Below are 22,612 nucleotides of genomic sequence, written 5' to 3'. Positions count from 1 at the left end.
CAGAAAAATTATTCAGCTCTGCTCCCATGGAACTTCTAAGCTTCGTTAATGGAATTTCCCACCCAAAACCCAGTACTGAAACAGGCCTGTAAAAGATAACCTCCTGTTGGCGCTTCCCAGTCAATCATTTCGCCGGCGCAATACACATTCGGAAAACCGATCAGTTCCAATTTAGAATTTAATGCGGAAAAACTCACGCCTCCGGAAGTTGAAATCACTTCATCAAGAGGACGGAAACTGAGAACTTCTATGGGAAACTGCTTTATTCTGCCGGCTAAAATATCTGGGCTGGTGTAACTTCCTTTATCCAAAGTTTTCAGAAGATTAATGGCAGTTGCAGAGAGTTTCAGTTTCTTTTTCAATACAGAAGTATTATTATCCGGTCCCTGTAATTCCTTTAAAATTTCAGTTTCTGTAAGATTAGGTTTTAAATCGAGGTGAACTGTTAAAGGAAAATGATGCTTCCTTGTAAACCGGTTCAGGTAATAAACCGGACTCCCTTCTATTCCATATTTAGTGAAAACAATTTCACCAACTCTCCTATTTTCTCCAAAAGAAACTTCAATATTTTTCAGATACTGCCCTTCCAGATGATGAAGTTTGGGATCTGTATTGTAACCGGAATTGGCAGGCTGCAGCGAAGTTATTTGAATGTTTTTTTGAGCTAAAACATCCATCCATTTGGCATCGGAACCGGTTTTTTTCCAGGAACCGCCTCCCATCGCCAAAATCAGTTTTGAGTACCTGACCTTTATCTCATTATCATTTCCGCAAAAATAAACGAAATAATCATCAAAATTAACAAACCGTTGTCCGTAATGAATGACCACGCCCAATGATTCCAGAGTATTCAGCCATGCATTCAAAACCTGAATGGGCTTGAAATTTTTGGTCGGGAAAATCTTTCCCGAGCTCCCGACATAGGTAGTAATTCCAAGATCCGCCAGCCAACTGATGACTTTCTGATTATCAAACTGCCTTACGATATCCTGAATTTCAGCCGCGTCGTATTTCTGAACGAAATTTTCGATCTCTTCGCTGTGTGTCAAATTGAAACCGCCATTTCCAGCCACCAGAAATTTCCTTGCCGCCGCTTTATTCTGTTCATAAACATGAACCTTAAAACCTTTTTCGGCTAAAATCTGTGCTGCCATCAATCCCGCGGGACCGGCTCCGATAATGATAATTTGATCTCCGTGCATGTGATGCAAAACTAATTTTTAGTTTGGTCTAATGTGAATTCCCTGAATTTACAGCGGCCAGTTTTTAAAAGGGTTAAGGGTTAAATTTGAATTGTAATATTTTTCCTCCGAAGTCACTTCCACATCTACCCACTCCGGAAGCGCAAAGTTTTCGTCTTCGCTTTCCAGTTCTATTTCCGCCACAATCAATCCTTCGTTATCGCCCAGAAATTCATCGACCTCCCACAGTTTGCCTTCAAAGAAAATTTTATATCTGGTTTTCGAAAGTTCGGATCCGGAAAACTCATTAAGCAGCTCTTCAGCATCTGAAGCAGGAATTTCGTATTCATATTCAGTTCTTGTTGCGCCCACCGAAATTCCTTTGATGGTGATAAAACCTTTATCAGCCGTTTGACGCACGCGAACTGTTTTGACCGGATCCGTTAATAAATAACCCTGTCTGAAGAATTCACCTGAAGGTTTGTCCGACTGCTGCCAAAGTTTTTCCTTCACTAAAAATTTCCTTTCGATTTCTAAAGCCATCCTGACATGAATTAAAATTGCGGTTAATTATTCGAATTAAAGAGGTTTCAAAGATACAGAATAATATTTTTGAGATCTAAGTTTTGCGGAGTCAGTGGTTCACCGATTCCTGTTTCTGGATTCTAATAAACTCAGGAATATACGAAAACGGATGGATTGCTCGGGTCAAAACAAAATTATTCCAAAAAACAGTTTAAAGAATCTTTGCACCGTCAGTTCCTAAAATCTACCTTTGCAAAGTTGCAAAAAAAACCTGCCATTTTTTGCGGATTATTTAACTTTCACACTTTCAGTTTTTATGTTCAGAGACCCCAGATTAGTTCTTGCGATTTTTACTGTTGCCGTTGTTTGGGGCACTACATTTTTAGGGATCCGTATTGCGGTAGAAAGTATTCCGCCGTGGTTTGTCGCCGGCATCCGTCAGTTTATTGCAGCAGCTCTATTGTTAATTATCCTGCTGTTTTCTAAAGAACTTAAATGGATCGGGTGGAAAAATTTGTGGATTCAGATCATGTTTTCCATACTGATGCTGATTGTAGCGAACGGAATGATGACCGTGGCAGAAAAACATATTTCCAGCAGTCTGGCTTCACTGATCAGTGCGGCTTCTCCGCTTCTGATCTTTCTCGGTAGTATATTTTTTGGTCTGCAGAAATTCACCTACCGTGCGCTGGCAGGAATTATCATGGGATTTACCGGTATCGTTCTTATTTTTAAGGACGGTCTGGAGGATTTGCTGAATCCCGATTACCGGATGGGGGTTTTATTCAGTTTTATTGCCATTTCCGGATGGGCACTTGGCTCCATTTTCACTAAGAAACTTCATCTTCAAAAGCAGAATATTTCCCTGAATCTCTTTTACCAGTTTGCTTTTTCCGCGGTGATACAGATCGGATTCGGATTTATGCTGTCTGACAGGATTGATGTCGCTTCCTGGACTTTCAGAAGTATGGCAGCGACCGTATATCTCGCTGTGTTTGGTTCGGTAGCAGCTTATTTTGCATTTCATTTTGCATTAAAGAAAATCTCACCAACACAAATTTCGCTGCTTTCCTACGTCAATACCATCATCGCGATATTTTTGGGATGGCTGGTTCTGAACGAAGAAATTTCGGCAGCATTCATTACCGCAACGGTACTGATTATCTGCGGTGTGTTTATCACCAATTATCAAAAGGGGATGTTTAGAAGGAAGTAGAAAATTCCGGAAAGCAAAATTATTCTTAACCCTGAATATAATCTTTGAGGTGCCTGATGACTTCTTTCTGATAAATCACTTTTTCCCTGATCACATCAGTAATGGAGATTATGCCGGTCATGTTTCCGTCTTCCATTACCGGAAGGTAGCGCACATTGTGATCTGCCATCACCTGCATGCAGTGATTTAGACTGTCCAGTGCATTGAGTTCGGGTAAGCCGACAGACATCACTTCCTTTACCTTGGTATCAGAAGAATGCCGGTTTTTCAGGATAACGTTCCGGGAATAATCTCTTTCGGTAAAAATCCCGTGGTATTTTTCAGCATCTTTTACGACTACCGCGCCAACATTTTTATCGGCCATCAGCTGTAAGGCTTCCAAAACAGTCTGTTCCGGCTCTACCGTAACATACGAACTGCCCTTACGGGCCAGAATTGTAGCTATATTACTCATAATCAATTATTTTATCGTAATAAAGTTATTACAAAATTCTTAATTACGGAAAAATTTCAGCCAGTTTACCGGAAGACTTATGCAGTAACCTTTACCAGTGATTTGATGTGAATTAATTGATCCAAAAGTTCGTGACGGGAATCCGCCAATACGTTGATGTGCCCCATTTTCCGGCCCGGTTTGGTTTCGGTTTTACCATAAAGATGAACATAGGTTTTGGGAAGCTTCAGGACTTCATCCAAACCTTCATACTTCACTTTTCCCGAAAAATTTTCTTCTCCTACCAGGTTCAGCATTCCGGAAAATCCGCAAGCGGCAGTGTCGGCAAGCGGCAGATTTTTTAAAACCCTGTACAGCTGTTCAAACTGGGAATTCGCGTTACCTTCCTGAGTCTGATGACCGGAATTGTGTAATCGCGGCGCGGTTTCGTTGACCCAAACTTTACCGGATTTATCGAGAAAAAGTTCAATGGCAAAAAGCCCCGGAGCGTTTGCGGCGGCAATAAATTTATTTACGATCTCCTGAATCTGAGTTTCAACAGCGGCAGAAATATGAGCCGGACAGATATTGAAATCAAGCAGATTGAGTTTGGGATCTGCGATCATTTCGGTTACCGGAAAAGTTTTGGTTTCGCCGCTTTCACTGATCGCGACAATAATCGAAAGTTCTTTTTCGATATCCACAAGACTTTCCAAAACTGAAGGAACATTCCATAAACTTTCCAGATCTTCCCGGGTTCTGATCACCTGCACTCCTTTTCCGTCGTAACCGCCGGCATTCATCTTCTGCACAAAAGGCAAAGGAAAATCCGCTTCCGATTTATTCTTAATGATCTGAAATTCCGGGCTTGGAATGCCGTGTTTCTTATAAAACTCTTTCTGCAGAATTTTCTGCTGTATAATCTGAATAATTTCCGGACTCGGAATTACTTTAATGCCGCATTCACGAAGTTCGAAAAGTGCGTCAACATTGACGTGTTCAATTTCTATGGAGACAACGTCTTTCCCTTTCCCAAAATTGAAAACTGTATCAAAATCATCAAAATTACCGTGAGTGAAATTGGAAATAGTGTGACAGGGCGCGTCTGCAGCAGGATCGAGGGTAAACCATTCGTCATCATATTTCAATGCTTCCTGAATAAGCATCCGTCCAAGCTGTCCGCCACCGAGAATTCCGATTTTCATATTTTCACCTTTTTTTAGATTTTAGATTCCGATTCCTCCAGGATCGGGATTCACAAAATTACAAAAAGCAATTCTTAGGACATAAAAATGATTTATTTATTTAAGTTTTAAATGGAAACATATTTGCAGTAAAGGTTTTTGCTTTTACTTTGCATCAAATAAACTATGGAACTATTTCTCGCTATTTTTTCGGTACTTCTTATTGTGCTGAGTGTGCTTCCGTTTTTCAGAAACCAGCACTGGGTTTTCCGTGTTCCGGAATTTATGAAAATCCAGATTCTTGTTCTTCAGGGAATTGTATTTACGGCGACGTTATTTTTTGCTGAAAAGGACCTGTGGTTCTGGATCGTCAATGCAATACAGTTTGCACTTATTCTTTATCACCTTTACATCTTAATACGATACACCAAATTCTACAAAAAGAAAGCGGTAAAGAAAAAATCTACAGCGTCGGCTACGGTAAAGGTTATTTCCGTAAACGTTTATCAGTTTAACAAGGATTTTCATCTGCTGCAGCAGCTTATCGAAAAATACAGACCGGATATTTTCATCACCATGGAAAGCAATTCTGACTGGGAAAAAGCCAACCGTAAATTTGAAAAAGAATATCCGTTTACAGAGAAAATCACCCTTGAAAACACTTACGGAATGCATCTTTATTCGAAAATTCCGTTTGTAAAATCTACGGTGCACTTTTTCGTCGCGGAGGATGTCCCGAGTATAGAAGCCCAGTTTCAAACTTCTGACGGTCATGATTTCGTAGTGTTTGCCGTTCATCCGCCGCCGCCAAGTCCTACAGAAGAAACCACCTCCAAAGAAAGAGACGGTGATCTGCTCTGTGTTGCTAAAAAAATCAGGGAACACCCGGTTCCGTCACTGGTTATCGGGGATTTCAACACGGTGGCATGGTCGGTTACCTCCATACTTTTCAGGAAAACCAGCGAGCTGATCGATGCCCGTGTAGGCCGCGGAATTCTTGCGACTTTCCACGCGAAATACTGGTTTTTCCGGGTTCCGCTGGATCTGCTTTTCCACTCGCCGGAAATCTTTGTTGAGAAACTTGAAACCCTGGAGGCCATCGGTTCCGATCACTTCCCCATTCTGTGTGAATTCCATATCAATCTTTATGACACCAAACAGGAGGACGAGGTAAAAACTTTGAAACCTGAAGAGGAAGAGATTGTGGAAGAACTTATTGAAGAAGGGATCAAAGAGGAATCGGACAACCGCGAAGAAATTGCAACAGAATAAATGAAGCTAAATTTTATCGATTTTAAGATATTTGACCTTCATGACATTCACCTGATTAACAGCATCAGATTTTTCTAAAACAATCGCATATTTTTCCTTCATTTCCTGAGGCAAGAGATCATTTACCTTAGAAATATCGTCGATATCCACCCCGTATTTATCATCGATGTGGCTTACTGCGCCAGCAAATCCCATGGTTTTATAAAATTCGGTCTGCTTTGCTCTTTTGATAATCTCAGACATTTTTTTTCCAACCATTAAATGACGCTCATGAAATTCGTCGAAAAAGCCGGCTCTGTATCCGCCGAGGTTGATGAAAAATAAGTGGTTTTCAGTTTTCCCCCTTTCTTTTTCTACAATTCTAATTTCGTAGCCGTCGGCAAATTTCACTTCCTGATATGCATCAAGGTGAAGTTCACTGCCCGCTTCCGGCCAGAAATCTTTGATATAGGGAACGAGATCTTTCAGTTTTGGGGCGATACCAAAGAACACATCGTGCTGTTCGACATTTCTGCCCTTTACTGCAGCTCCGAGAAGGATATAAAATAATTTCATCTTTTAAGCCTGATAAAATTCCAACGGCAGATCATCGGGATCCTGGGTGAAGAAAAATTTCCGGTCTGTAAATTCATCAATGCGGATATCCTCGCATTTCAAGCCTTTTTCCATGAGTTCGCGACGTTTTTCCTCAACATTTTTTACAGAAAAAGCAAGATGTCTCAGACCGCAGCTTTCCGGTCTTGAAGGTCTTTTGGGCGGGTTCGGAAAAGAAAACAATTCGATCACGTATTGGTTTTCAATTCCCAAATCGAGTTTAAAAGATTCTCTTTCCGGACGGTACACTTCGCGCAGGATTTTAAGTCCCAAAACTTCAGTGTAGAATCTTTTGGAAACTTCGTAATGGGAGCATATGATGGCGATGTGGTGAATCTGCATTAATCCAAATATTGAATGTTACTGATAACTGCCTGGGATTTCAGTTCCGTTTCTATCCATTCTTTTTCTGGAGAACTTTCTGCGGTAATTCCGCCACCGACATAGATTAATGCGGCATTTTTAAAAAATTCAGCGCAGCGGAGATTGACAAAATACTGCACCGTTTCTTCGGTTTCCACTTTAATATATCCTGCATAGAAATTCCGTGGATGCATCTCGAAATCATCAATAGCATTCATGCAAAATGCTTTCGGAATACCGCATACTGCTGGCGTCGGATGCAGTTCGGTAATAAGTTTTTCGAGATCATCTTTTTCGATTTTCGCTTTGAAATCGGTTCTTAAATGTTTGATATTTCCGGAAACGTGATCGTAGGTTTCAGATTCTTCCACTTCAGAAGTGAAGTTTTTCAGAATATTTTTAATAAAATCGGTTACCGGTTTCTGTTCTTCAATTTCTTTTTTTGTCCAGTTTTCGTTAACAGGAATTGTTCCTGCCAGACTCATGGTTTCAAACTGTGAAGTTTTTTTACTGAATTTTCCCAGAACTTCCGAAAAAGCACCCAGCCAGCATTTTCCGTCTTTGATGAAAAAGTACACGAAAGCATTGGGATAAGCTTTACACAAATTCAGAAAAGTTTGACTTAGACTGACTTTTGAATCTTTGAATTCGAGTAATTTTCTTCTTGAAATAACGAGTTTTGAAAGCCTGTTTTCTTTAATAAAATCAATGACATTCTCCAGTTTTTCCCTGTAATCAATTTCGTTTTCTTCACTGAAGTTCTGAAGTTCAGTTACTAAATCGACATTGGAAATCTCCTCATTCAAAAGATCAGCTAAAGGAATTTCTTTTATATTTCCTGTAAAACCGATCCTTTCCGACTTGTCAAAAGAAAAAAAAGATACAGGCTTCTGAGCCGAAATATCGTCAGTAGTGTAAATTTTTTCTGAAAAAGGAAATCTGAAAAAGATCATTTTGATACTATTTAATTAAAAGCATTCCATGCGGAAAATTTTGTGCCCGCTTTTATTAATTCGGTCTCGGAATAATATTGTTGGTCATCGTGGTATGATTGATGAGTTCGCCCTTTTCGTCGCGGATATCGATTTCGGAAACGTGCATGGTTTTGCCTTTTCTGATAAATCTTGCAGTTCCGGTTACGGTTCCTTCTTTTTTGCTCCGCAAATGATTGGAATTGATATTGGTTCCCACCGGCACCACTTTTTCGGTATCCACATGCAGAACCGAAAGACAGGAACCCAAAGTTTCTGCCAGAACACAGCTTGCACCGCCATGTAAAATGCCGTATGGCTGATGAACTTTTGGAGTCACCGGCATTGTCGCGCTGAGCGATTCGTCCGTCACTTCAGTAAAAACAATACCCAGGGTTTTGCCTAAATTTTCCCCGCCCCAATTGTTGAGCTGGTGAAGAATTTCGTTCTTTTTATCGTCGGTCATATTTTACAGTTTAATAGATTTTAGGATTCCATTTTTCAGGATATTTCGGTGTGATCTTTTTGTAATATTCCTCCATTTCCTGCATGATATCTTCGAAAGTCCGCGTTTCCAGATCTTCGACAGAAATTTTATAACCGAGGTGAATCTGTTTGGTTCTGAAATCTCCCGCGGCCACTACGATAGGCACTTTAGCTGCAAGCGCCATGTGATAGAACCCTTTGCGCCACTTCGGCACCCAGCTTCTGGTTCCTTCGGGAGTAATTACCAGACTGAAATCTTCTTTTTTGAACTGATCAACCACAAATTTAACCAGGTCGTTTTTCTGAGAACGGTCGATTCCTACACCGCCCATGGCTTTCACGAGAAATCCGTACCAGGCTTTGGTATGGTCATCTTTGATAATGACTTTCAGAGGTTTTCCCAAAGACCAGTAGGCCAAGTTTCCCAACATGTATTCTGCATTGGCAGTATGCGGCGCCACGACCAGAATGCAGCGGTCCAAATTGTTGACATCGCCTTCGAGGACGACTTTCCAGCCAATGATTTTCAGGATGAGTTTTGCTAAGAGTTTTTTCATTTTATCTGAATTAGACGAATTTTGTCGGATTATTTTTGAAATGTTTTGAGTGAATTTTCTGTTCTTTTATTGTGGCAAACCGTAAATAAGCTTTCAGAAATTTCAGCTTTCTATGATCCAGTTAATCCCGTTATTATAAACAAAAAAGTATAACCAAGTGTATTGGTTATACTTTACAAATATATTGAATAAATATCTTAACTAAAATAAACTGCTTACGAAATCGATGATTTTCATTGCGATTTCAAATACAAACTGTACCATGATTTATGTTTTTAATTGTTAACTGACAGCTGATCGAAATTAACAGTACGAAATTAGTATTTTTTTTAATTGAAATACGGTTTCTGATGTTAAATTTTATTAAAGTTTCATTATTGAGGAACAAGCGAAAAGCGGATTTTTTAAACTGATCAAATCCTCCGCTTTTGCCTATCCACTCTCATTATTTAGTTTTAATGGATATTTCCTTTTTGCCGTTTTTGATGGTAATGTTCACATCTTCCAGTTTGTTAAAATTAACTTTCATGGAATCCATTATCTTATCGGCTTCTTCTTTAGGCATTTTTTTACCGTTAATAATCACACTGTCCTTATCGTTGGAATTGTACTGAATGGTAGAACCGTTGATTTTGATTTTATCTTTTTCGATCACCACACCGTTGTCATCATCCTCATCATTTCCATCACCGTCCAGATCTCCGTTTAGGTTGACACGGTTTTCTTTCAGTTTGAAAACTTTGGTGTTCATTGGCACTACCAACTCATAATCGACATTATAATTACGGAAACGGTGCGCGTAAGGATACTTCACAAAATTTGGCAAAAGAATTTTATTGTTTTCAATCTCTACCGGAACGCTCAGCTGAATCGGAACGTTATAGCCTTTACCTTCTTTTTTAACAACCAAATAAGGTACTTTCACGTCTGCTTTTCTGGTTACGTTCACGTAAGGATAATCTTCTTCATACACATCTTTCTTGTTGGAGTAGATGTCGTCGTCATACGCGATGAAATTCTGAGGAATCACCACCTGTTTCACATCGACATATAAACTGTCTGAAGTTGTATTAACCGCTACATTTTCGGTATCTTCTTTATGTCCTTTGTAGATCATGTCTTTTTTGGCCATGTTGATTCCGAAATAAGTTCCGAAAGCCAAAAGGATTAAAAACAAGGCTCCTACCACATATCCTACGTTTCGAAGCTGGGTTTTAGGAGAAATCAATTTAATGGAAAGCAAACTGAAAAGCAATGCAGGAATCAGGGTTCCAATAAGCATCATTCCGTATAATACGTTGCTCATTCCGTCGTCTTCGAAGAGAAAATTGAATTCTCTCATCGGCGGCAAATCTGAATTTCCTCCAAAAAGACCGAAGATGAAAAACGCGCCCACAATACATCCAATTGCCATGAATCCGAAGATTCCTCCCAACACATAACGGATGACATTCCAAAGTCCGCTTCCTGCATTGGTGATATAGGGCTTGTTTTCGTTGTAGATCTCTCCGACTCTCTGGGTAGATTCATTGGCAAACTGTACCAGCTTGTTGGATTCGTTTTTCAGATTATCGAAGTTCATAGGCTTTCCCTTCATTTTCAGAAAATCGGTTGCAGTTTCCGCTTTAGGCAAAACGATCCACAGGATACCGTAAATCAGGATTATTAGGGAAGTTGAAATGGCGGCAGTGAAAACTCCCAGTACCGCAACACCCAGCCAGATGGCGCGCATCGCACTTACATCCATACCAACATAATGAGCCAAACCGGCGCAAACACCTGCTATTTTCTGTTTTTCGGGATCACGGAAGAGCTGTTTCTGTCCGTTGAAAGTTCCCGAAGTTCTGTTTTCTTTTCTGCTTGATTTTTCAGAAAAGTATGCTTCTTCCTGTTCTTCAATCTGTTCAGGTTTTCCGATTTGTGAGATTACTTTTTCCACATCGGTATCATTGATTACTTCGCGTTTTCCTAAAGCATCTTTGAAAATTTCAACCATTCTGATTTCGATATCATGCATCACCTCATCCGCTTCATTGGTATCAAGAGAGCTGCGGAGCGCAGCAAGATAATCGCTGAGTTTGATATATGCATGTTCCTCAATGGTGAAAGAGAAACCGGCGAGTCCTATTGAGAGTGTCTTGTTCATAGTTTTAAGTATTTGGATGGAACGAGCTTTCAGGTGCGTTCGTCGGGTTATTGTTTTTTGTAATTTGGTTTACAGAATCTGTGAGGTCTTTCCAGGTATTGAGAAGTTCGGCGAGAAAAAGCTTGCCTTTTTCAGTAATCTGGTAGTACTTTCTTGGCGGGCCTCCTGTAGATTCTTCCCATCGGTAAGAGAGGAATTCGCCATTTTTTAATCTTGTGAGCAGAGGGTAAAGCGTACCTTCCACCACATCCAGTTTTCCGTTTTTAAGTTCATCGATCAGATCGGAAACATACATTTCTCTTTTGTCGATCAAACTCAAAATACAGAATTCCAGAATTCCTTTTCGCATCTGCGCTTTGGTGTTTTCTGTGTTCATATTATATGAGGTTATTAATTGGTTAAATTTTGTAGAAAATCAAAACCCGGGTTCCGAACTTCAATCTTACATTGCAAAGATATAAAATAAATCTAGTAATATGCAATACAAAGTAGTAAAAATATTTAAAAAATTTATATTTTTTTTTCTTCTGATGTATTGAAAACCAAGCAACAAGTCTCATCACCATTGCGATTTCACGAATTTGGGAAAAGTTTCGCTGTAATTATTTTTTTTGTATTTGGTATAAAAAAATCCGTCTCATTACTGAGACGGATTCATTTTTATTAAAAAATATTATTCAAAATACTATTTTTTGATTGCTTTAATGGTTTTAGAACTTCCGTCCTCCATGTTTAAAGTAACAATATAAAGACCTGTTTTAAGATCTGAAACATTCAGCTCAGCTGCCGGTTTCATCGTTTTAACCAATCTTCCTGCTACATCGCTGACAGAAACTGATTTCACTCCTTTTACATCAGAGATTCTTAGCATATCTGTGAACGGGTTTGGATAAATGGAAATTTCAGTCTTATTTGCAGCGGTAACCGCGAGTGCAACATCCGTTGTAAAAGAGATTTCCAAATTACCGGTAGAATCAGCTGATCCATCGTTGGAAACCAATTTAGCATAATAAGTTGTGCTTGGACTCAGATTAAGTTCATAAGTTGTAGCTGAAACCGTAGTTCCATTTACCACATCATAATTTCCGGAAGCAGTTCCCACGAAAAGTTTGTAACTAGTAGCACCAGTTGATGCATCCCAAGTGATTGTGGCAGGACTTGCTGACACCCCGGTTGCACCATTGGCAGGAGATGTGATTAAAGCTACATCTGGCGCAACAATCTTAACGGAATAATCTTCAACCTGTCCGTAAGTATATGTTTGACAAGGGGTGTTATCTGTTCCATCAATCAGCTTAACTCTCATCAAGGTAGCACCAAATTTGGCGTCAGAAGGGACCACAATCGTTCCGGTTGCCGGTGTAGTTGCAGAGGCTCCTGTGAGCTGAACTCTTTCGGCATCTTCAAATACTCCATTTTGATTATAGTCGATCCACGCAAAATAACTATCAGTACTATAATAGGTATTTGCTTTTACTGAAAGCAAGTAAGATCCTTTTCTATTCACATTTGTTGAAATACTTGTGAAATCTTCATATCCCGCAATAGCAGTGGAGTTATTGTTAATCGCTCCAAAAGTCACATTAGAGATTTTTTCAAATGATGTTGAGGTTGCTCCTGCGGTGCAATAAACCCAAGCTCCAGTTTTGATCATGGTATAAGCACAACCGGTTGCATCTCCAATACTGTTTGTTGGTACAATTTTCACATAATAAGTTGAATTAGCTGTCAGATTAAGCTGCATACTCAACGCTGTGGTCAAAGTTCCGTTTACGATATCTGTTCCCCCATCAGTGGTTCCAACATATACCTTATAACCAGTAGCTCCATCAGTCAATGCCCATGAAATCGTTGCAGGATTTGGCATGATATTAATAAGGCTTCCTGTAAGTGTTGTACATAGAGGAGCGATTGTAGGAGCGACATAAGTAAATTCATACGCACCCATATCTGGCGTTGCAGCATCTCTGGTGACTGCAAGGTAATCAGTTGTATAAGAAGCAAGGGGTGTTCCCTTGTTATCAAGCAACTGTGTATTTGAGGCACTTGGGTTCAATTTAAGGAAATCCGCCGTACTTCCATTAGTTGAAAGAAAATCAGCACTAATATTCAGGGAATTAGTTTCTCTGGCACCCACATGAGTTTGGAATGCTGACATTGTAGGATACGCGGTAGTACCATTATAATAGATATTTTGGTTGGTTCCGGTACCTGTGAAGAAATTGTTGTTGTTGGATGTTAGTGCATAATTATTAAGATTAGTAGCAGAACTTCTTCTGAATGCAGATGCATAACCTGTGCCCTTAGGTGTGGAAGTGTTGATCACCATATTGTTTCGCATATCCAACGCTGCAGTAGTCGCATTAGTGTTGAATGTATGGTAAATACCTGCGGAATTAAAGTTAGTTCCCGAAGATACACCATTCAGATAGATTGAATTATAATACACATTGAGATTTGATGTGGCACCACTGGAAGCAAGATAGACCCCTGCTAAACTTACAGAAGTACTGTTACTGTTGGGGACACGCAAATCACCAATTAGATTATTAACAATATTTGTTTTCGCAGAAGGTGTAGTTCCAGTGATGTAAACTCCGTAAAGTAAACTTGTACCATTTGCCTGTGCATTATAAACTTTATTCCGCAAAATATTGGTAGCCGCAGTAGCATTGGCGTAAATCAAATAGCCATTTGCCCCAATATTGATTCCGCTTACGGAGTTGTCGACAATATCCGTTTGAGGTCCAGAAGCGGTACTATAAATTCCATAATATGTACCAAATGAAGAACCGGTTACTTTATTTTTCGAGGCAGTTAAGGAACCAGTATTCGCAGTACCTGCGTAAGCGTGCAATATTCCATATACGGGTTGGTAAGTTGTACCGGTATGATTAGCTGTGGTTCCCAAATTGATCTCATTATTATTGGCCGTGAGATTTACTGCCGTCGAAGCAGTTACACTTAAACAATATATACCCGCATAAGCTCCGCTACTCGTGGAAGTATAATTTAATCGATTTGGTGCATTGACTTTATTATTATTTATCGTAAAAGAGGTATTGTCCCCGTAAATGTAGATTCCAGCCGCTCCTAAACCTCCGTCTGCAAAATTTATGGTATTGAAAGAAACATTGGAAGATGCCTGATAAAGGCCAAATAAACCATATGCTGTAATATAATTTAATTCACCTAAATTATTGAACGTATTACCAGTGGCAACTGAAGTTCCTCCTACATCATTTCCGGTATCTCGTAAGGTGTATGGAGCAGCAGATGCATACCCGTTTAGCATAACCCCCACTGATAAAGCATTATTGATGATATTTCCGTAAATCTTGTTATTGCTGTTCAATCCCGAGGTAACGGTCGGCACTAGGGCAGTTCCCGATTCCGTGGTATGTGCAAAGTAAACACCGGCAGTAGCAGTAGCTACGCCACCGCTGATAAAGTTCACCACATTATTCTGAATGGTATTATTATTACAACCATCCGTAGCATCCAACGGATAAAAATAAAATCCTCTTTCAATTGCAGTAGCGGCAGTACTATTACTTGCATTTTCCTGAAGCGTAAAACCATCAAGGGTCACATAATCTACCCCCACAAACTTGAAGAAAGCATCATAAGTACTGGTTCCAACCTGCGCGTTAATCATAGGATTGGGTCCTGATCCACTTTTTTGGATGACAAGTCGATTACTTGAAGAAAGCGATGCATTCAGAATCAGAGATCCTAAAGAAAATCCTCCTGAAGGAGCAGTTTCTGTATATCCGGAAGGAACGTTGATTGTGGCTCCGCCAGCACCTACACCATTTGTGTTGAGATCAATGAATGCATCAACCAATGTTGGATAATCCACCCCGATGGTTTTAGTCCCCGACACCTGGGCGGAAGCATAAACTCCTAAAAGTACTCCGCAAGTGAGTAAAAGTTTTTTCATAAAATTTATATTTGTTAAACGGTGCCAAAACTAATGCTTTTAATTTAATAAAACCCTATTTTGTTGGCAAATATTTAACAATTACGGAAAACCGTTATGAAATAATCATTTTAACCACTTAGCTCACGTAAAACATCGGGAATAATATTTTACAATTCCTGGCCGCGATAAAAACTTTTCAGCCTTCTGTTTTCCTTGGTAAGCATTTCCATTTTTTGCAGCAGATGATGGATGATTTCGATGCCGGGTAAATTCACTTCCAGATCATAATGCCAGTTCGCCAGCCTTTCGAATACAGGCAGTTCCTCATAATGTAGGTATTTTATCTCGTTCTCGGTTTCTGTTCTCAGCAGCCCCGATTCTTCCAGCAGATCGAAAAAAGTAATTTCGATATTGTAGATTTTCACGAGTTCTTCGCGGGATATTCTGTCCGTCATGGCTGTAAATCTTTAATTTGTTGGAATAATTCTTTTTCTTTCTGGGTTAAATCTGTCGGCAGTTTGATGCGGTAGGTCACCACTAAATCTCCGAATTCGCCTTCTTTTTTGTAAACAGGAAAACCCTTTCCTTTCAGGCGTACCTTGGTCCCATTCTGGGTTTCAGGTTTTACTTTGAGGTTAACACTTCCATCAAGCGTTTTTATATTCACCTCACCTCCCAAAATTGCCGTGTAAAGATCAATTTCCACCTCAGCACTCAGATTGTCACCGTTTCTTTTGAAATGATGATCTTCCGCAATATTAAAAGTAATGTACAGGTCTCCGTGAGGGCCGCCGTTATATCCCGGATTTCCGTGACCTTTGAGCTTTATTTTCTGTCCGTCGGCCACTCCTGCAGGAATGGTTATACGGACTTTTTTACCGTTGATTTCGAAAGTCTGCTGATGGGTTTTTGCTGCATCACGTAAGTGGAGATTCAGTTCCGCAGAAACATCCTGACCTTTAAATTTTCCGGAAGCACTTCCTTTGGAACTTCTGCCGAATCCTCCTCCTGCTCCACCACCAAACATACTCTGGAAGAAATCGGAAAAGTCCTCGCCTTCCCCAAAATCAGCTCCCGAAAAACCGCCGTAACTTCCGCCTTGCCGGGACTGCTGATGCTGTCTCTGGTGATGCTGCGCTTTTTCATATTCTTCACCGTGCTTCCAATGCTCGCCGTATTTGTCGTACTTTTCACGGTTTTCTACATGGCTCAGTACTTCATTGGCTTCGTTAATTTCCTTAAATTTCTTCTCGGCCTCTTTATCGCCGGGATTCACGTCGGGATGATACTTCCGGGCAAGCTTTCGGTAAGCCTTTTTTATTTCGTCTGCGGTTGCCTTTTTATCAACGCCCAATATTCTGTAATAATCTATATATGCCATCAGATCAATTATTTATTCAAATTTATAAAAAATTTGAGCATACTTTTAATGCCAAAAGATAAATATGTTCCTAAACGCTCACGGTAAAGTTTTTGATGGAGAACCAGAATAAAATCAATATGAAAAATACCATTTTTGTGCTCCTGCTCTTTACTGTTTCCTGTAAAAAAGAAATTTCGAAAGATTCAGAAATCCGGGCAGAAAATATTCCGGCTGTTAACAGGCAGGATTCTGCAACAGAAAAATTAAGAAATAGAGAAATTCTGAAAAGTCTCAACGACGAAATTATTCAGACTTTAAAAACGAAGAATTACGCTAAATTTTCAACCTTTATCCATCCTGCAAAAGGGATCAGGTTTTCGATGTATGCGTTTATCCGGCCTGATAAAGATAAACATTTCAGCACTGCCGATTTCATGACCTACATTGATAAACCTACAAAATTCACGTGGGGCGAAAAAGACGGCTCCGGCGATCTGCTCATCATTTCATTAAGAGATTATCTAGAAACATGGGCTTTTAAAAGAGATTTTTCCCGTTCCGAGTTTTCGCTGAATGAATTTAAAGGCGGTGGAAATTCTATAAACAATTTAGAAAAGATTTATCCTCAAGCCATTTTTACGGAGAATTATATTCCCGGATCTGAAAAATACAGCGGAATGGACAGGAATGCGCTGCGCTTCGTTTTTGAGAAATATCAGGGTAAATACTACCTCATCGCAATGATCAACGATCAATGGACGATTTAATCTATCAAAAAAAGATTACTAATTTCTGTTTTTTACCACTACCCATCCGTTGAAAACCCGGCCGTCCGGAAGCGTAATAATATACCAGTAGGTTGCGGTAGGAACCGGTCTGCTTAGCCATTTTCCGTTCCAGATAAATTTATCCGAAGACAGCTGTTCGAAGACCAATGTCTGCTGGCGGTTAAAGACCTGTATTTTGGATTTTTCCCCATCAAATACATCCAGCCCGTCAACTTCCCAGGTATCATTAATCCCGTCGGCATTTGGGGTAAATGCATTCGGAATATCAAGCATTACTCCTTTTTTAGGAAGCCCGAGGCATTCTTCTCCCAAAAATTTCACGTAGAAAGTAAAGACTCCTTTAGGTAGATTTGGAAATACGTTGCTGGTCTGCCAGATCTGTCCGTCCATGGAATACAAAATCGGCTTGCTTCCTGTAGCTATTATGGTATAAGTATTTCCGTTCGGTACCAGCTGAGTGATCACCGGAACTTCGTAATGTTTTACATTAAAAGAAGCTGTGAATTCACATCCGTTCGCTGCGGTAACCTTAAGTGAATAAATTCCCGTTACGTTCAAGCCTAAAAGTTCATGAGTAACCGAAACGGTTTCGCCCGCAGGATTTTTCCATTCATAAGCGACAAGATTAAGACCCGTAAAATCCGGTTTTATATCCACCGAATCATCGTATGGACAGAAATAATGATCAGCAATCGCAAAAACGGGTGTCTTTTTCAGTTTTACATTAATCACGGTGCCTGCAGGACATAAGCCCGAACTTTTCACTTTTACAAAAATTCCGTTGGTGTGTATGCTGGCATCAAAGCTAAAACTGTTTGGATTCAGAATCTGATTGGTTGCTTTATTCAGATCGGTTAAACTTGGATAATATTCAAACGATCCTCCATTGAATATCTGCGTTTCAAACTTCGTTAAATCAATAACTTCCTTACCGTCGTTTCCCGCATCACAAGGTTCCAGCAGATACGGGCCGGAACTGGCTAAGGAAACTTTTGTTCCAGGCTGCAGATCAATGAAGGCTCTGTCATTACATCCCGGAATATTTTCAACTTTCACCCATATCCTTGCCGGTAAAGAAGCGATTTCGAAATTAGTAGGATCAGAAATGGCATTAATATCATTCTGAGCGTCCGACTGACTTAAATAAAATTTAAAACTGTTGTCCGGATTTGTGATATCCACCATTTGAGATGTATAATCCAGCAGATTGACTTCGTATTTACCATCTAAATTACTGTCACAGATTCCTGAAATAACAGAATTAATAGCTTTTGGCGGGAAATAGGTTCTAAGATGAATTGCCTTTACAGAATAACACCCGGTTATATTGGACTGAAATCTTGCAAAAACAGTGGTAAGCGCGTTAAACGTATTCTGGACTGGGCTGATCTGCGTGGAACTTAAACCTGCATTCGCTTCCTGCAGCGTATTGTAATAAGTCACTTTTACATTCGAGAGCAGGACAGAATTTTGCGTCTGATCAAACATCAGCGGTACAGCATCGTTCAGATTAAAGCTTTCATTAAAGTTAAACTGCGGATCACATTTGCGCAGCGTCGCATCTGTAAGCACCAAAGCAGGTAAAAATGAAAGTTTAATTTTAAGCGTACTGACCGAAGAACACGCGCCGGAAGCAAACTGAACCTTTACGAAAACCGTATTGTCAGCTGATGCAACATAGACCGCAGGATTGTTAATCTGCCCCGAAAGCGTCTGGTTTGAAACATTATAAGTGGTGTAATACGTAAACTGAACGGGCTGCAGATCGGTATAAATCTGATTCTGATGCTGGGTAAGATCATAAATTTCCAACCCATCATTATTGTTATCACAAACATTATTCACCGTTACGCTGTGAACCGTTTTCACAAGCGGTGTTGATACCAGATTAACAGTAACCGGGTAAAACTCGGTACAACTCTGAACCTGAACTTTCGCGTACAGCTGTAATGTGCCGGTGAGTATGACATTAGAAACAGGATTGTTGCCGTTCTGCGCCTCAGGCAGCGTATTGAAGTAAGTAATCGTGGCTGGCTGAATTCCTGCAATTGAACTGCTGAACTGAGACAGATTGATATTTTCGGTTCCGTTATTACCGATATCGCAGACGTCAAAATTATTCTGCATCGCTACCGGATGAATGAGTGAAACGGTCAAAGGTCTTACCGTATAGCATTTATTTACATCCTCGAAGCGTACATAAAAGATTTTATTTACTGAGTTACCGTCGTCGGTGATGAGTTGTGTGGATGAAACAGCATTTGCAGGAAGTTCTGCATCATTCTGTGAAAGATGGAAAGTAACAGTTACTCCGGATGTCGGACTGATCAGCATCGACTGGGAAAGTGCTGCCAGATCTACCGAAATATCCTGCACGCCGTCGAAACAGATATAAGCAGTTTTTGTATTCGCTTCCACTCTGAAGAATTTAACGTCCATTTTTACCTCAGCAATAGAAAAACATCCTCCAGGATACGCTACTCTTACAAATATTGAATACGTTCCTTCATGGATTTCGGTCAGAGGCGCACCAAAGCCTGTATACGCTTCCTGAAAAGTAGCATAATAACTGAAAGTTACTCCAGACTCGCTGCTTACCAAACTGTCCAGGTTAGCAGGAAAATCGAAAAGTTCTTTTTTATCATCATTAATATCACAGGTATTAACGGGAAAAAGGAGTGGCGTATTTACCGAAGGACCCGGAGTAAAAACGACCGACACGGGGCCGAAAACCTGAGAACAGGCAGCGGTCGCAAACCTCACCCATAGCTGTGTCTGTGAGGTAATATTGGCTGTTATAACAGGATTGGTGGAGTTCTGGGCATCTGCAGGAGAGGTATAATAAGTCACTGTTCCTGAAGAACCCGGAGCAAAAAGCTGATTATTAAAGGCCGAAAGCTGATAATTGTTTTCAATTCCGTCATTATTCGCGTCACAGAGTGTTACCACTGTCCCCAAAAGCACGTTGCTGATAAACTGAAATTTCAGTTCAGCAATCCTGTAGCAGGTAGGATCAGATGGATTTTGTATCCTTACATAAAATATTTTATCGTTGCTGAGCGTAACATTATTATTGATTCCATTCGTTGCAGTTTGTGCATCAGCTCTCGAGTTATAATAAGTAAAATTGAGGTTTGCAGGATTTTGCGGCGTCAGAAATTGCCGGTAATTATCCATGTCAATGTTTTCAGAAGTTCCCGCTGTAACGCAGAATATCTTGGTGTAGTTTTTGGCAAGCGGAAAATCCGGCGCGAAATTCACGTCGATACTGTCGGTAAAAACCAAAGGGCTGCCACAAACATTATACGTCGCTTTAGCATGATACTGAGTGTTTTCGTCCGGACAGACGGAAATACTTTTACCGGTTCCTAAAAGCGTGTTGTTTGAGTTGAACCACTGGATCACCGGACTGATTACCGGACCGTCAGGTGAAAATTTCCACGCCTCTTTATTGGCTTGCCACACTCCCGTATTGCGGTTCGGCGGTGAATATCCCAATGAGCCGTCGCCGTTCATGATTCCAAGAAGTGCATTCGGAAATCTCGCTGTAGAACACGGCATTGTTTTATGATCGACAAAAATCTCTATTTCATTAGTAAATTCTGAAAGTACAATCTGGGAAGATGATCTGTCATTACAACCTGCAATTCTTCCCTCATAAAAATTAATGACCAGTTTTCGGCAAAAGCCTGTCCCGATTACAAAGTAATAAATTTCCGACTGATCCGAGCCCGAGAATACCAAATCCTGATAAACCCCAAAAATCGAATTAAAAGGCAGCAGCGGATCCGGATTTGACTGCCCAATATTTGGATAACTTATTTTGCCCAGCTGGGAAAGATCAAAAGTAATAAGCCCGTTAGACCCGATGACTACCTTATTGTAATATTTTCCGAAAAAGCAGAAGGTAAAAGGAATATCGATTACTTCGGCATACAGATCGTCATAGTTTGCATTTAACGCGGTTCCGCTGTTAAAAGGAACATAAGGTGTGAAACCGGCAGGCGCAACAGAATAAGAAGAAGTTCCGCGTGTATCGGGAGCCGTCGCATTCAGAGTAAGACACTGACCGTTGACCAAAGGATAGTTACAGTCTACAAGGACACTACCGTTGCCGGAGTTGTCAGTAACCGTAAGAGACGGACAAACCTGAGCTTCATAGAACGACTGCCAAAATGAAGTAAGGAACACAAAAAGAATATAAAACTTTCTCACAATCCAATTATTTGCAAATGTACAAAGAATGCCGACATTCTTATTTGAAACTAAAAAATTACATTTGTGTTGAAAAGATATATCTCTATGAAACAGTTAATCAAAAATTATTCCGCTATTATATTGTTACTCACCGGAATATTCGCCGGAAGCATTGTGGGAATCCTTTTCCCCGGCGCGGTGGAGTATCTCAAGCCTTTAGGCGATATCTTTCTGAATTTACTGTTCGTAAGCGTGGTTCCCTTGGTGTTTTTGGCGGTGGCCAATTCTATTGCCGCAGTGGAAAAAGAAGGAAAATTCGGGAAGATTATCATCTCTATGATTTTCACTTTTCTTCTGTTCATTGTTATTGCAGCCTTGTTCACGATTGCAGCCGTTTACTTTTTTCCGACTGAAGCATTGCCTTCCACTTCCAAAGAAGTTCTCGACAGCTCCGCAGATGCTGATTCATGGGGAGACCGGATCGTCAGATTTTTCACCGTCGGCGAATTTACCGAGCTTTTCTCAAGAAAGAATATGCTTGCTCTGCTGATCTTCGCTTTTCTTACCGGAACTGCCGCGCGAAAATCCGGCGACGCAGGCAAACATTTTACCCTGTTTCTTGCTTCAGGCTATGAAGTAATGAAAGAACTTTTGCTCATTGTAATGAAAGCTGCTCCTGTTGGTTTGGGCGCCTATTTCGCTTATCAGGTTGCCACCGTTGGTCCACAGCTTTTCGGATTTTACGCGAAACCGCTGGGGCTGTATTATGCAGCGGGAACTGTTTATTTTTTGGTCTTTTTCAGCATTTATGCATTTATGGCCAAAGGAAAAGACGGCGTTCAGAAATTTTGGAAAAACAATATCTACCCTACCTTAACCGCTATTTCCACCTGCAGCAGTTTCGCCACGATGCCAACAAATTTAGTGGCTGCAGCGAAAATAGGAGTTCCCGATTCCATTGCCAATATTGTAATTCCTATTGGAAGCACCCTTCACAAAAACGGCTCTTCGATGTCCTCCATCATTAAAATTTATGTTGCATTTCTCATTATCGGACGTGATTTTTTTGACCCGATGAATTTGCTGCTGGCGCTTGGAATAACCATTTTCGTGAGTATTGTCGCAGGAGGAATTCCAAACGGCGGCTATATCGGTGAAATGCTGATGATTTCCGTGTACCAGCTTCCGGTAGAAGCCATTCCGGCGGTGATGATTATCGGAACTTTGGTGGATCCGTTAGCGACGGTTTTAAATTCAACCGGAGACACGGTGGCCGCGATGTTTGTCACGAAGATTTCCGGGGAAAAGTTTAAAGAGCCAAAAGAGTTTGCGGTGTAAACTTAAACTTCATACGAAAAGCATTTTTGAGAAAAAAGTCCATACAATCGTAGCACACGTATAATTTCCCACA

The 22,612-nt window shown here is 40.4% G+C and carries 19 protein-coding genes; 4 read left to right on the top strand and 15 right to left on the bottom strand.

Annotation, left to right across the window (positions count from 1 at the left end; all coding sequences use genetic code 11):
• Positions 1-35: 35 nt before the first annotated feature.
• Both KSK37_RS00295 and KSK37_RS00290 read right to left on the bottom strand, forming a co-directional pair.
• Positions 36-1,202, bottom strand: coding sequence for a BaiN/RdsA family NAD(P)/FAD-dependent oxidoreductase (locus tag KSK37_RS00295; protein ID WP_217198753.1), 1,167 nt, complete (start codon positions 1,200-1,202; stop codon positions 36-38).
• A gap of 48 nt (positions 1,203-1,250) precedes the next feature.
• Positions 1,251-1,724 carry a CYTH domain-containing protein gene (locus KSK37_RS00290; protein WP_217198751.1) on the bottom strand — a complete coding sequence of 158 codons (474 nt, stop codon included), beginning with the start codon at positions 1,722-1,724 and terminating at the stop codon, positions 1,251-1,253.
• 298 nt (positions 1,725-2,022) lie between these two features.
• Between KSK37_RS00290 and KSK37_RS00285 the strand changes: the two genes are divergently transcribed.
• On the top strand, positions 2,023-2,922 hold the full coding sequence (locus KSK37_RS00285; RefSeq protein ID WP_217198749.1) for a DMT family transporter: 900 nt from the start codon (positions 2,023-2,025) through the stop codon (positions 2,920-2,922).
• Positions 2,923-2,947: 25 nt separating this feature from the next.
• Here the strand turns inward: KSK37_RS00285 and KSK37_RS00280 are convergent, their stop codons facing one another.
• Both KSK37_RS00280 and KSK37_RS00275 read right to left on the bottom strand, forming a co-directional pair.
• Positions 2,948-3,376: a CBS domain-containing protein gene (locus KSK37_RS00280; protein ID WP_217198747.1), complete on the bottom strand. Its 429-nt coding sequence runs from the start codon at positions 3,374-3,376 to the stop codon at positions 2,948-2,950.
• Between the two features lie 77 nt (positions 3,377-3,453).
• Positions 3,454-4,560 carry a 5-(carboxyamino)imidazole ribonucleotide synthase gene (locus tag KSK37_RS00275; RefSeq protein WP_217198746.1) on the bottom strand — a complete coding sequence of 369 codons (1,107 nt, stop codon included), beginning with the start codon at positions 4,558-4,560 and terminating at the stop codon, positions 3,454-3,456.
• 165 nt (positions 4,561-4,725) lie between these two features.
• Here KSK37_RS00275 and KSK37_RS00270 point away from each other — a divergent pair, with 165 nt between their 5' ends.
• Complete coding sequence (locus KSK37_RS00270; protein WP_217198744.1) at positions 4,726-5,811, top strand: endonuclease/exonuclease/phosphatase family protein; 1,086 nt, start codon at positions 4,726-4,728, stop codon at positions 5,809-5,811.
• Positions 5,812-5,817: 6 nt separating this feature from the next.
• On the opposite strand, the gene KSK37_RS00265 is transcribed toward KSK37_RS00270, so the two are convergent.
• The 10 genes from KSK37_RS00265 to KSK37_RS00220 all read right to left on the bottom strand — a co-directional run bounded on the left by KSK37_RS00265 (position 5,818) and on the right by KSK37_RS00220 (position 16,234).
• Positions 5,818-6,366: a DUF1543 domain-containing protein gene (locus tag KSK37_RS00265; protein WP_217198742.1), complete on the bottom strand. Its 549-nt coding sequence runs from the start codon at positions 6,364-6,366 to the stop codon at positions 5,818-5,820.
• A gap of 3 nt (positions 6,367-6,369) precedes the next feature.
• Positions 6,370-6,747 carry an SMU1112c/YaeR family gloxylase I-like metalloprotein gene (gloA2, locus tag KSK37_RS00260; protein ID WP_217198740.1) on the bottom strand — a complete coding sequence of 126 codons (378 nt, stop codon included), beginning with the start codon at positions 6,745-6,747 and terminating at the stop codon, positions 6,370-6,372.
• Entirely contained in the window at positions 6,747-7,721 is a 975-nt protein-coding gene (locus KSK37_RS00255; RefSeq protein ID WP_217198739.1) for a chorismate-binding protein, read from the bottom strand. Before KSK37_RS00255 ends, gloA2 begins: the two co-directional genes overlap by 1 nt.
• Positions 7,722-7,776: 55 nt before the next feature.
• Complete coding sequence (locus KSK37_RS00250; RefSeq protein ID WP_217198738.1) at positions 7,777-8,205, bottom strand: PaaI family thioesterase; 429 nt, start codon at positions 8,203-8,205, stop codon at positions 7,777-7,779.
• Positions 8,206-8,215: 10 nt separating this feature from the next.
• Positions 8,216-8,782, bottom strand: coding sequence for a 1-acyl-sn-glycerol-3-phosphate acyltransferase (locus KSK37_RS00245; protein WP_088358490.1), 567 nt, complete (start codon positions 8,780-8,782; stop codon positions 8,216-8,218).
• Between the two features lie 445 nt (positions 8,783-9,227).
• On the bottom strand, positions 9,228-10,928 hold the full coding sequence (locus KSK37_RS00240) for a PspC domain-containing protein (protein WP_088358491.1): 1,701 nt from the start codon (positions 10,926-10,928) through the stop codon (positions 9,228-9,230).
• Positions 10,929-10,932: 4 nt separating this feature from the next.
• Positions 10,933-11,304 carry a PadR family transcriptional regulator gene (locus tag KSK37_RS00235; protein WP_088358492.1) on the bottom strand — a complete coding sequence of 124 codons (372 nt, stop codon included), beginning with the start codon at positions 11,302-11,304 and terminating at the stop codon, positions 10,933-10,935.
• 309 nt (positions 11,305-11,613) lie between these two features.
• Positions 11,614-14,871 carry a GEVED domain-containing protein gene (locus KSK37_RS00230; RefSeq protein ID WP_217198737.1) on the bottom strand — a complete coding sequence of 1,086 codons (3,258 nt, stop codon included), beginning with the start codon at positions 14,869-14,871 and terminating at the stop codon, positions 11,614-11,616.
• Positions 14,872-15,020: 149 nt separating this feature from the next.
• A complete protein-coding gene (locus tag KSK37_RS00225) occupies positions 15,021-15,308 on the bottom strand; it encodes a chaperone modulator CbpM (protein ID WP_217198736.1) in 288 nt (95 codons plus the stop codon).
• Positions 15,305-16,234 (bottom strand): DnaJ C-terminal domain-containing protein, encoded by a 930-nt coding sequence (locus KSK37_RS00220; protein WP_217198734.1) that lies wholly within the window; start codon positions 16,232-16,234, stop codon positions 15,305-15,307. The genes KSK37_RS00225 and KSK37_RS00220 overlap by 4 nt, the downstream gene beginning before the upstream one ends.
• A 119-nt stretch (positions 16,235-16,353) precedes the next feature.
• On the opposite strand from KSK37_RS00220, the gene KSK37_RS00215 reads away from it, so the two are divergent.
• The gene (locus KSK37_RS00215) at positions 16,354-16,983 is read left to right on the top strand and encodes a hypothetical protein (RefSeq protein WP_217198733.1); all 630 of its coding nucleotides are present in this window, start codon (positions 16,354-16,356) and stop codon (positions 16,981-16,983) included.
• A gap of 18 nt (positions 16,984-17,001) precedes the next feature.
• Here the strand turns inward: KSK37_RS00215 and KSK37_RS14160 are convergent, their stop codons facing one another.
• Complete coding sequence (locus tag KSK37_RS14160) at positions 17,002-21,219, bottom strand: T9SS type B sorting domain-containing protein (RefSeq protein ID WP_217198732.1); 4,218 nt, start codon at positions 21,217-21,219, stop codon at positions 17,002-17,004.
• A gap of 87 nt (positions 21,220-21,306) precedes the next feature.
• Here KSK37_RS14160 and KSK37_RS00205 point away from each other — a divergent pair, with 87 nt between their 5' ends.
• Positions 21,307-22,539, top strand: a complete 1,233-nt coding sequence (locus KSK37_RS00205) for a dicarboxylate/amino acid:cation symporter (RefSeq protein WP_217198731.1) — start codon at positions 21,307-21,309, stop codon at positions 22,537-22,539.
• Positions 22,540-22,612 lie beyond the last annotated feature (73 nt).

The organism is Kaistella soli (assembly GCF_019038595.1).
Taxonomy (GTDB): Bacteria; Bacteroidota; Bacteroidia; order Flavobacteriales; family Weeksellaceae; genus Kaistella; species Kaistella soli.
Note: the sequence above shows the minus strand (reverse complement) of the source record. Positions and strands in the feature narration are given on the sequence as shown.

What these genes read in the sequence shown, in the direction of transcription:
- KSK37_RS00295 (WP_217198753.1), bottom strand. Translation starts at nt 1,202, where the DNA reads ATGCACGGAGATCAAATTATCATTATCGGAGCCGGTCCCGCGGGATTG.
- KSK37_RS00290 (WP_217198751.1), bottom strand. Translation starts at nt 1,724, where the DNA reads ATGGCTTTAGAAATCGAAAGGAAATTTTTAGTGAAGGAAAAACTTTGG.
- KSK37_RS00285 (WP_217198749.1), top strand. Translation starts at nt 2,023, where the DNA reads ATGTTCAGAGACCCCAGATTAGTTCTTGCGATTTTTACTGTTGCCGTT.
- KSK37_RS00280 (WP_217198747.1), bottom strand. Translation starts at nt 3,376, where the DNA reads ATGAGTAATATAGCTACAATTCTGGCCCGTAAGGGCAGTTCGTATGTT.
- KSK37_RS00275 (WP_217198746.1), bottom strand. Translation starts at nt 4,560, where the DNA reads ATGAAAATCGGAATTCTCGGTGGCGGACAGCTTGGACGGATGCTTATT.
- KSK37_RS00270 (WP_217198744.1), top strand. Translation starts at nt 4,726, where the DNA reads ATGGAACTATTTCTCGCTATTTTTTCGGTACTTCTTATTGTGCTGAGT.
- KSK37_RS00265 (WP_217198742.1), bottom strand. Translation starts at nt 6,366, where the DNA reads ATGAAATTATTTTATATCCTTCTCGGAGCTGCAGTAAAGGGCAGAAAT.
- gloA2 (WP_217198740.1), bottom strand. Translation starts at nt 6,747, where the DNA reads ATGCAGATTCACCACATCGCCATCATATGCTCCCATTACGAAGTTTCC.
- KSK37_RS00255 (WP_217198739.1), bottom strand. Translation starts at nt 7,721, where the DNA reads ATGATCTTTTTCAGATTTCCTTTTTCAGAAAAAATTTACACTACTGAC.
- KSK37_RS00250 (WP_217198738.1), bottom strand. Translation starts at nt 8,205, where the DNA reads ATGACCGACGATAAAAAGAACGAAATTCTTCACCAGCTCAACAATTGG.
- KSK37_RS00245 (WP_088358490.1), bottom strand. Translation starts at nt 8,782, where the DNA reads ATGAAAAAACTCTTAGCAAAACTCATCCTGAAAATCATTGGCTGGAAA.
- KSK37_RS00240 (WP_088358491.1), bottom strand. Translation starts at nt 10,928, where the DNA reads ATGAACAAGACACTCTCAATAGGACTCGCCGGTTTCTCTTTCACCATT.
- KSK37_RS00235 (WP_088358492.1), bottom strand. Translation starts at nt 11,304, where the DNA reads ATGAACACAGAAAACACCAAAGCGCAGATGCGAAAAGGAATTCTGGAA.
- KSK37_RS00230 (WP_217198737.1), bottom strand. Translation starts at nt 14,871, where the DNA reads ATGAAAAAACTTTTACTCACTTGCGGAGTACTTTTAGGAGTTTATGCT.
- KSK37_RS00225 (WP_217198736.1), bottom strand. Translation starts at nt 15,308, where the DNA reads ATGACGGACAGAATATCCCGCGAAGAACTCGTGAAAATCTACAATATC.
- KSK37_RS00220 (WP_217198734.1), bottom strand. Translation starts at nt 16,234, where the DNA reads ATGGCATATATAGATTATTACAGAATATTGGGCGTTGATAAAAAGGCA.
- KSK37_RS00215 (WP_217198733.1), top strand. Translation starts at nt 16,354, where the DNA reads ATGAAAAATACCATTTTTGTGCTCCTGCTCTTTACTGTTTCCTGTAAA.
- KSK37_RS00205 (WP_217198731.1), top strand. Translation starts at nt 21,307, where the DNA reads ATGAAACAGTTAATCAAAAATTATTCCGCTATTATATTGTTACTCACC.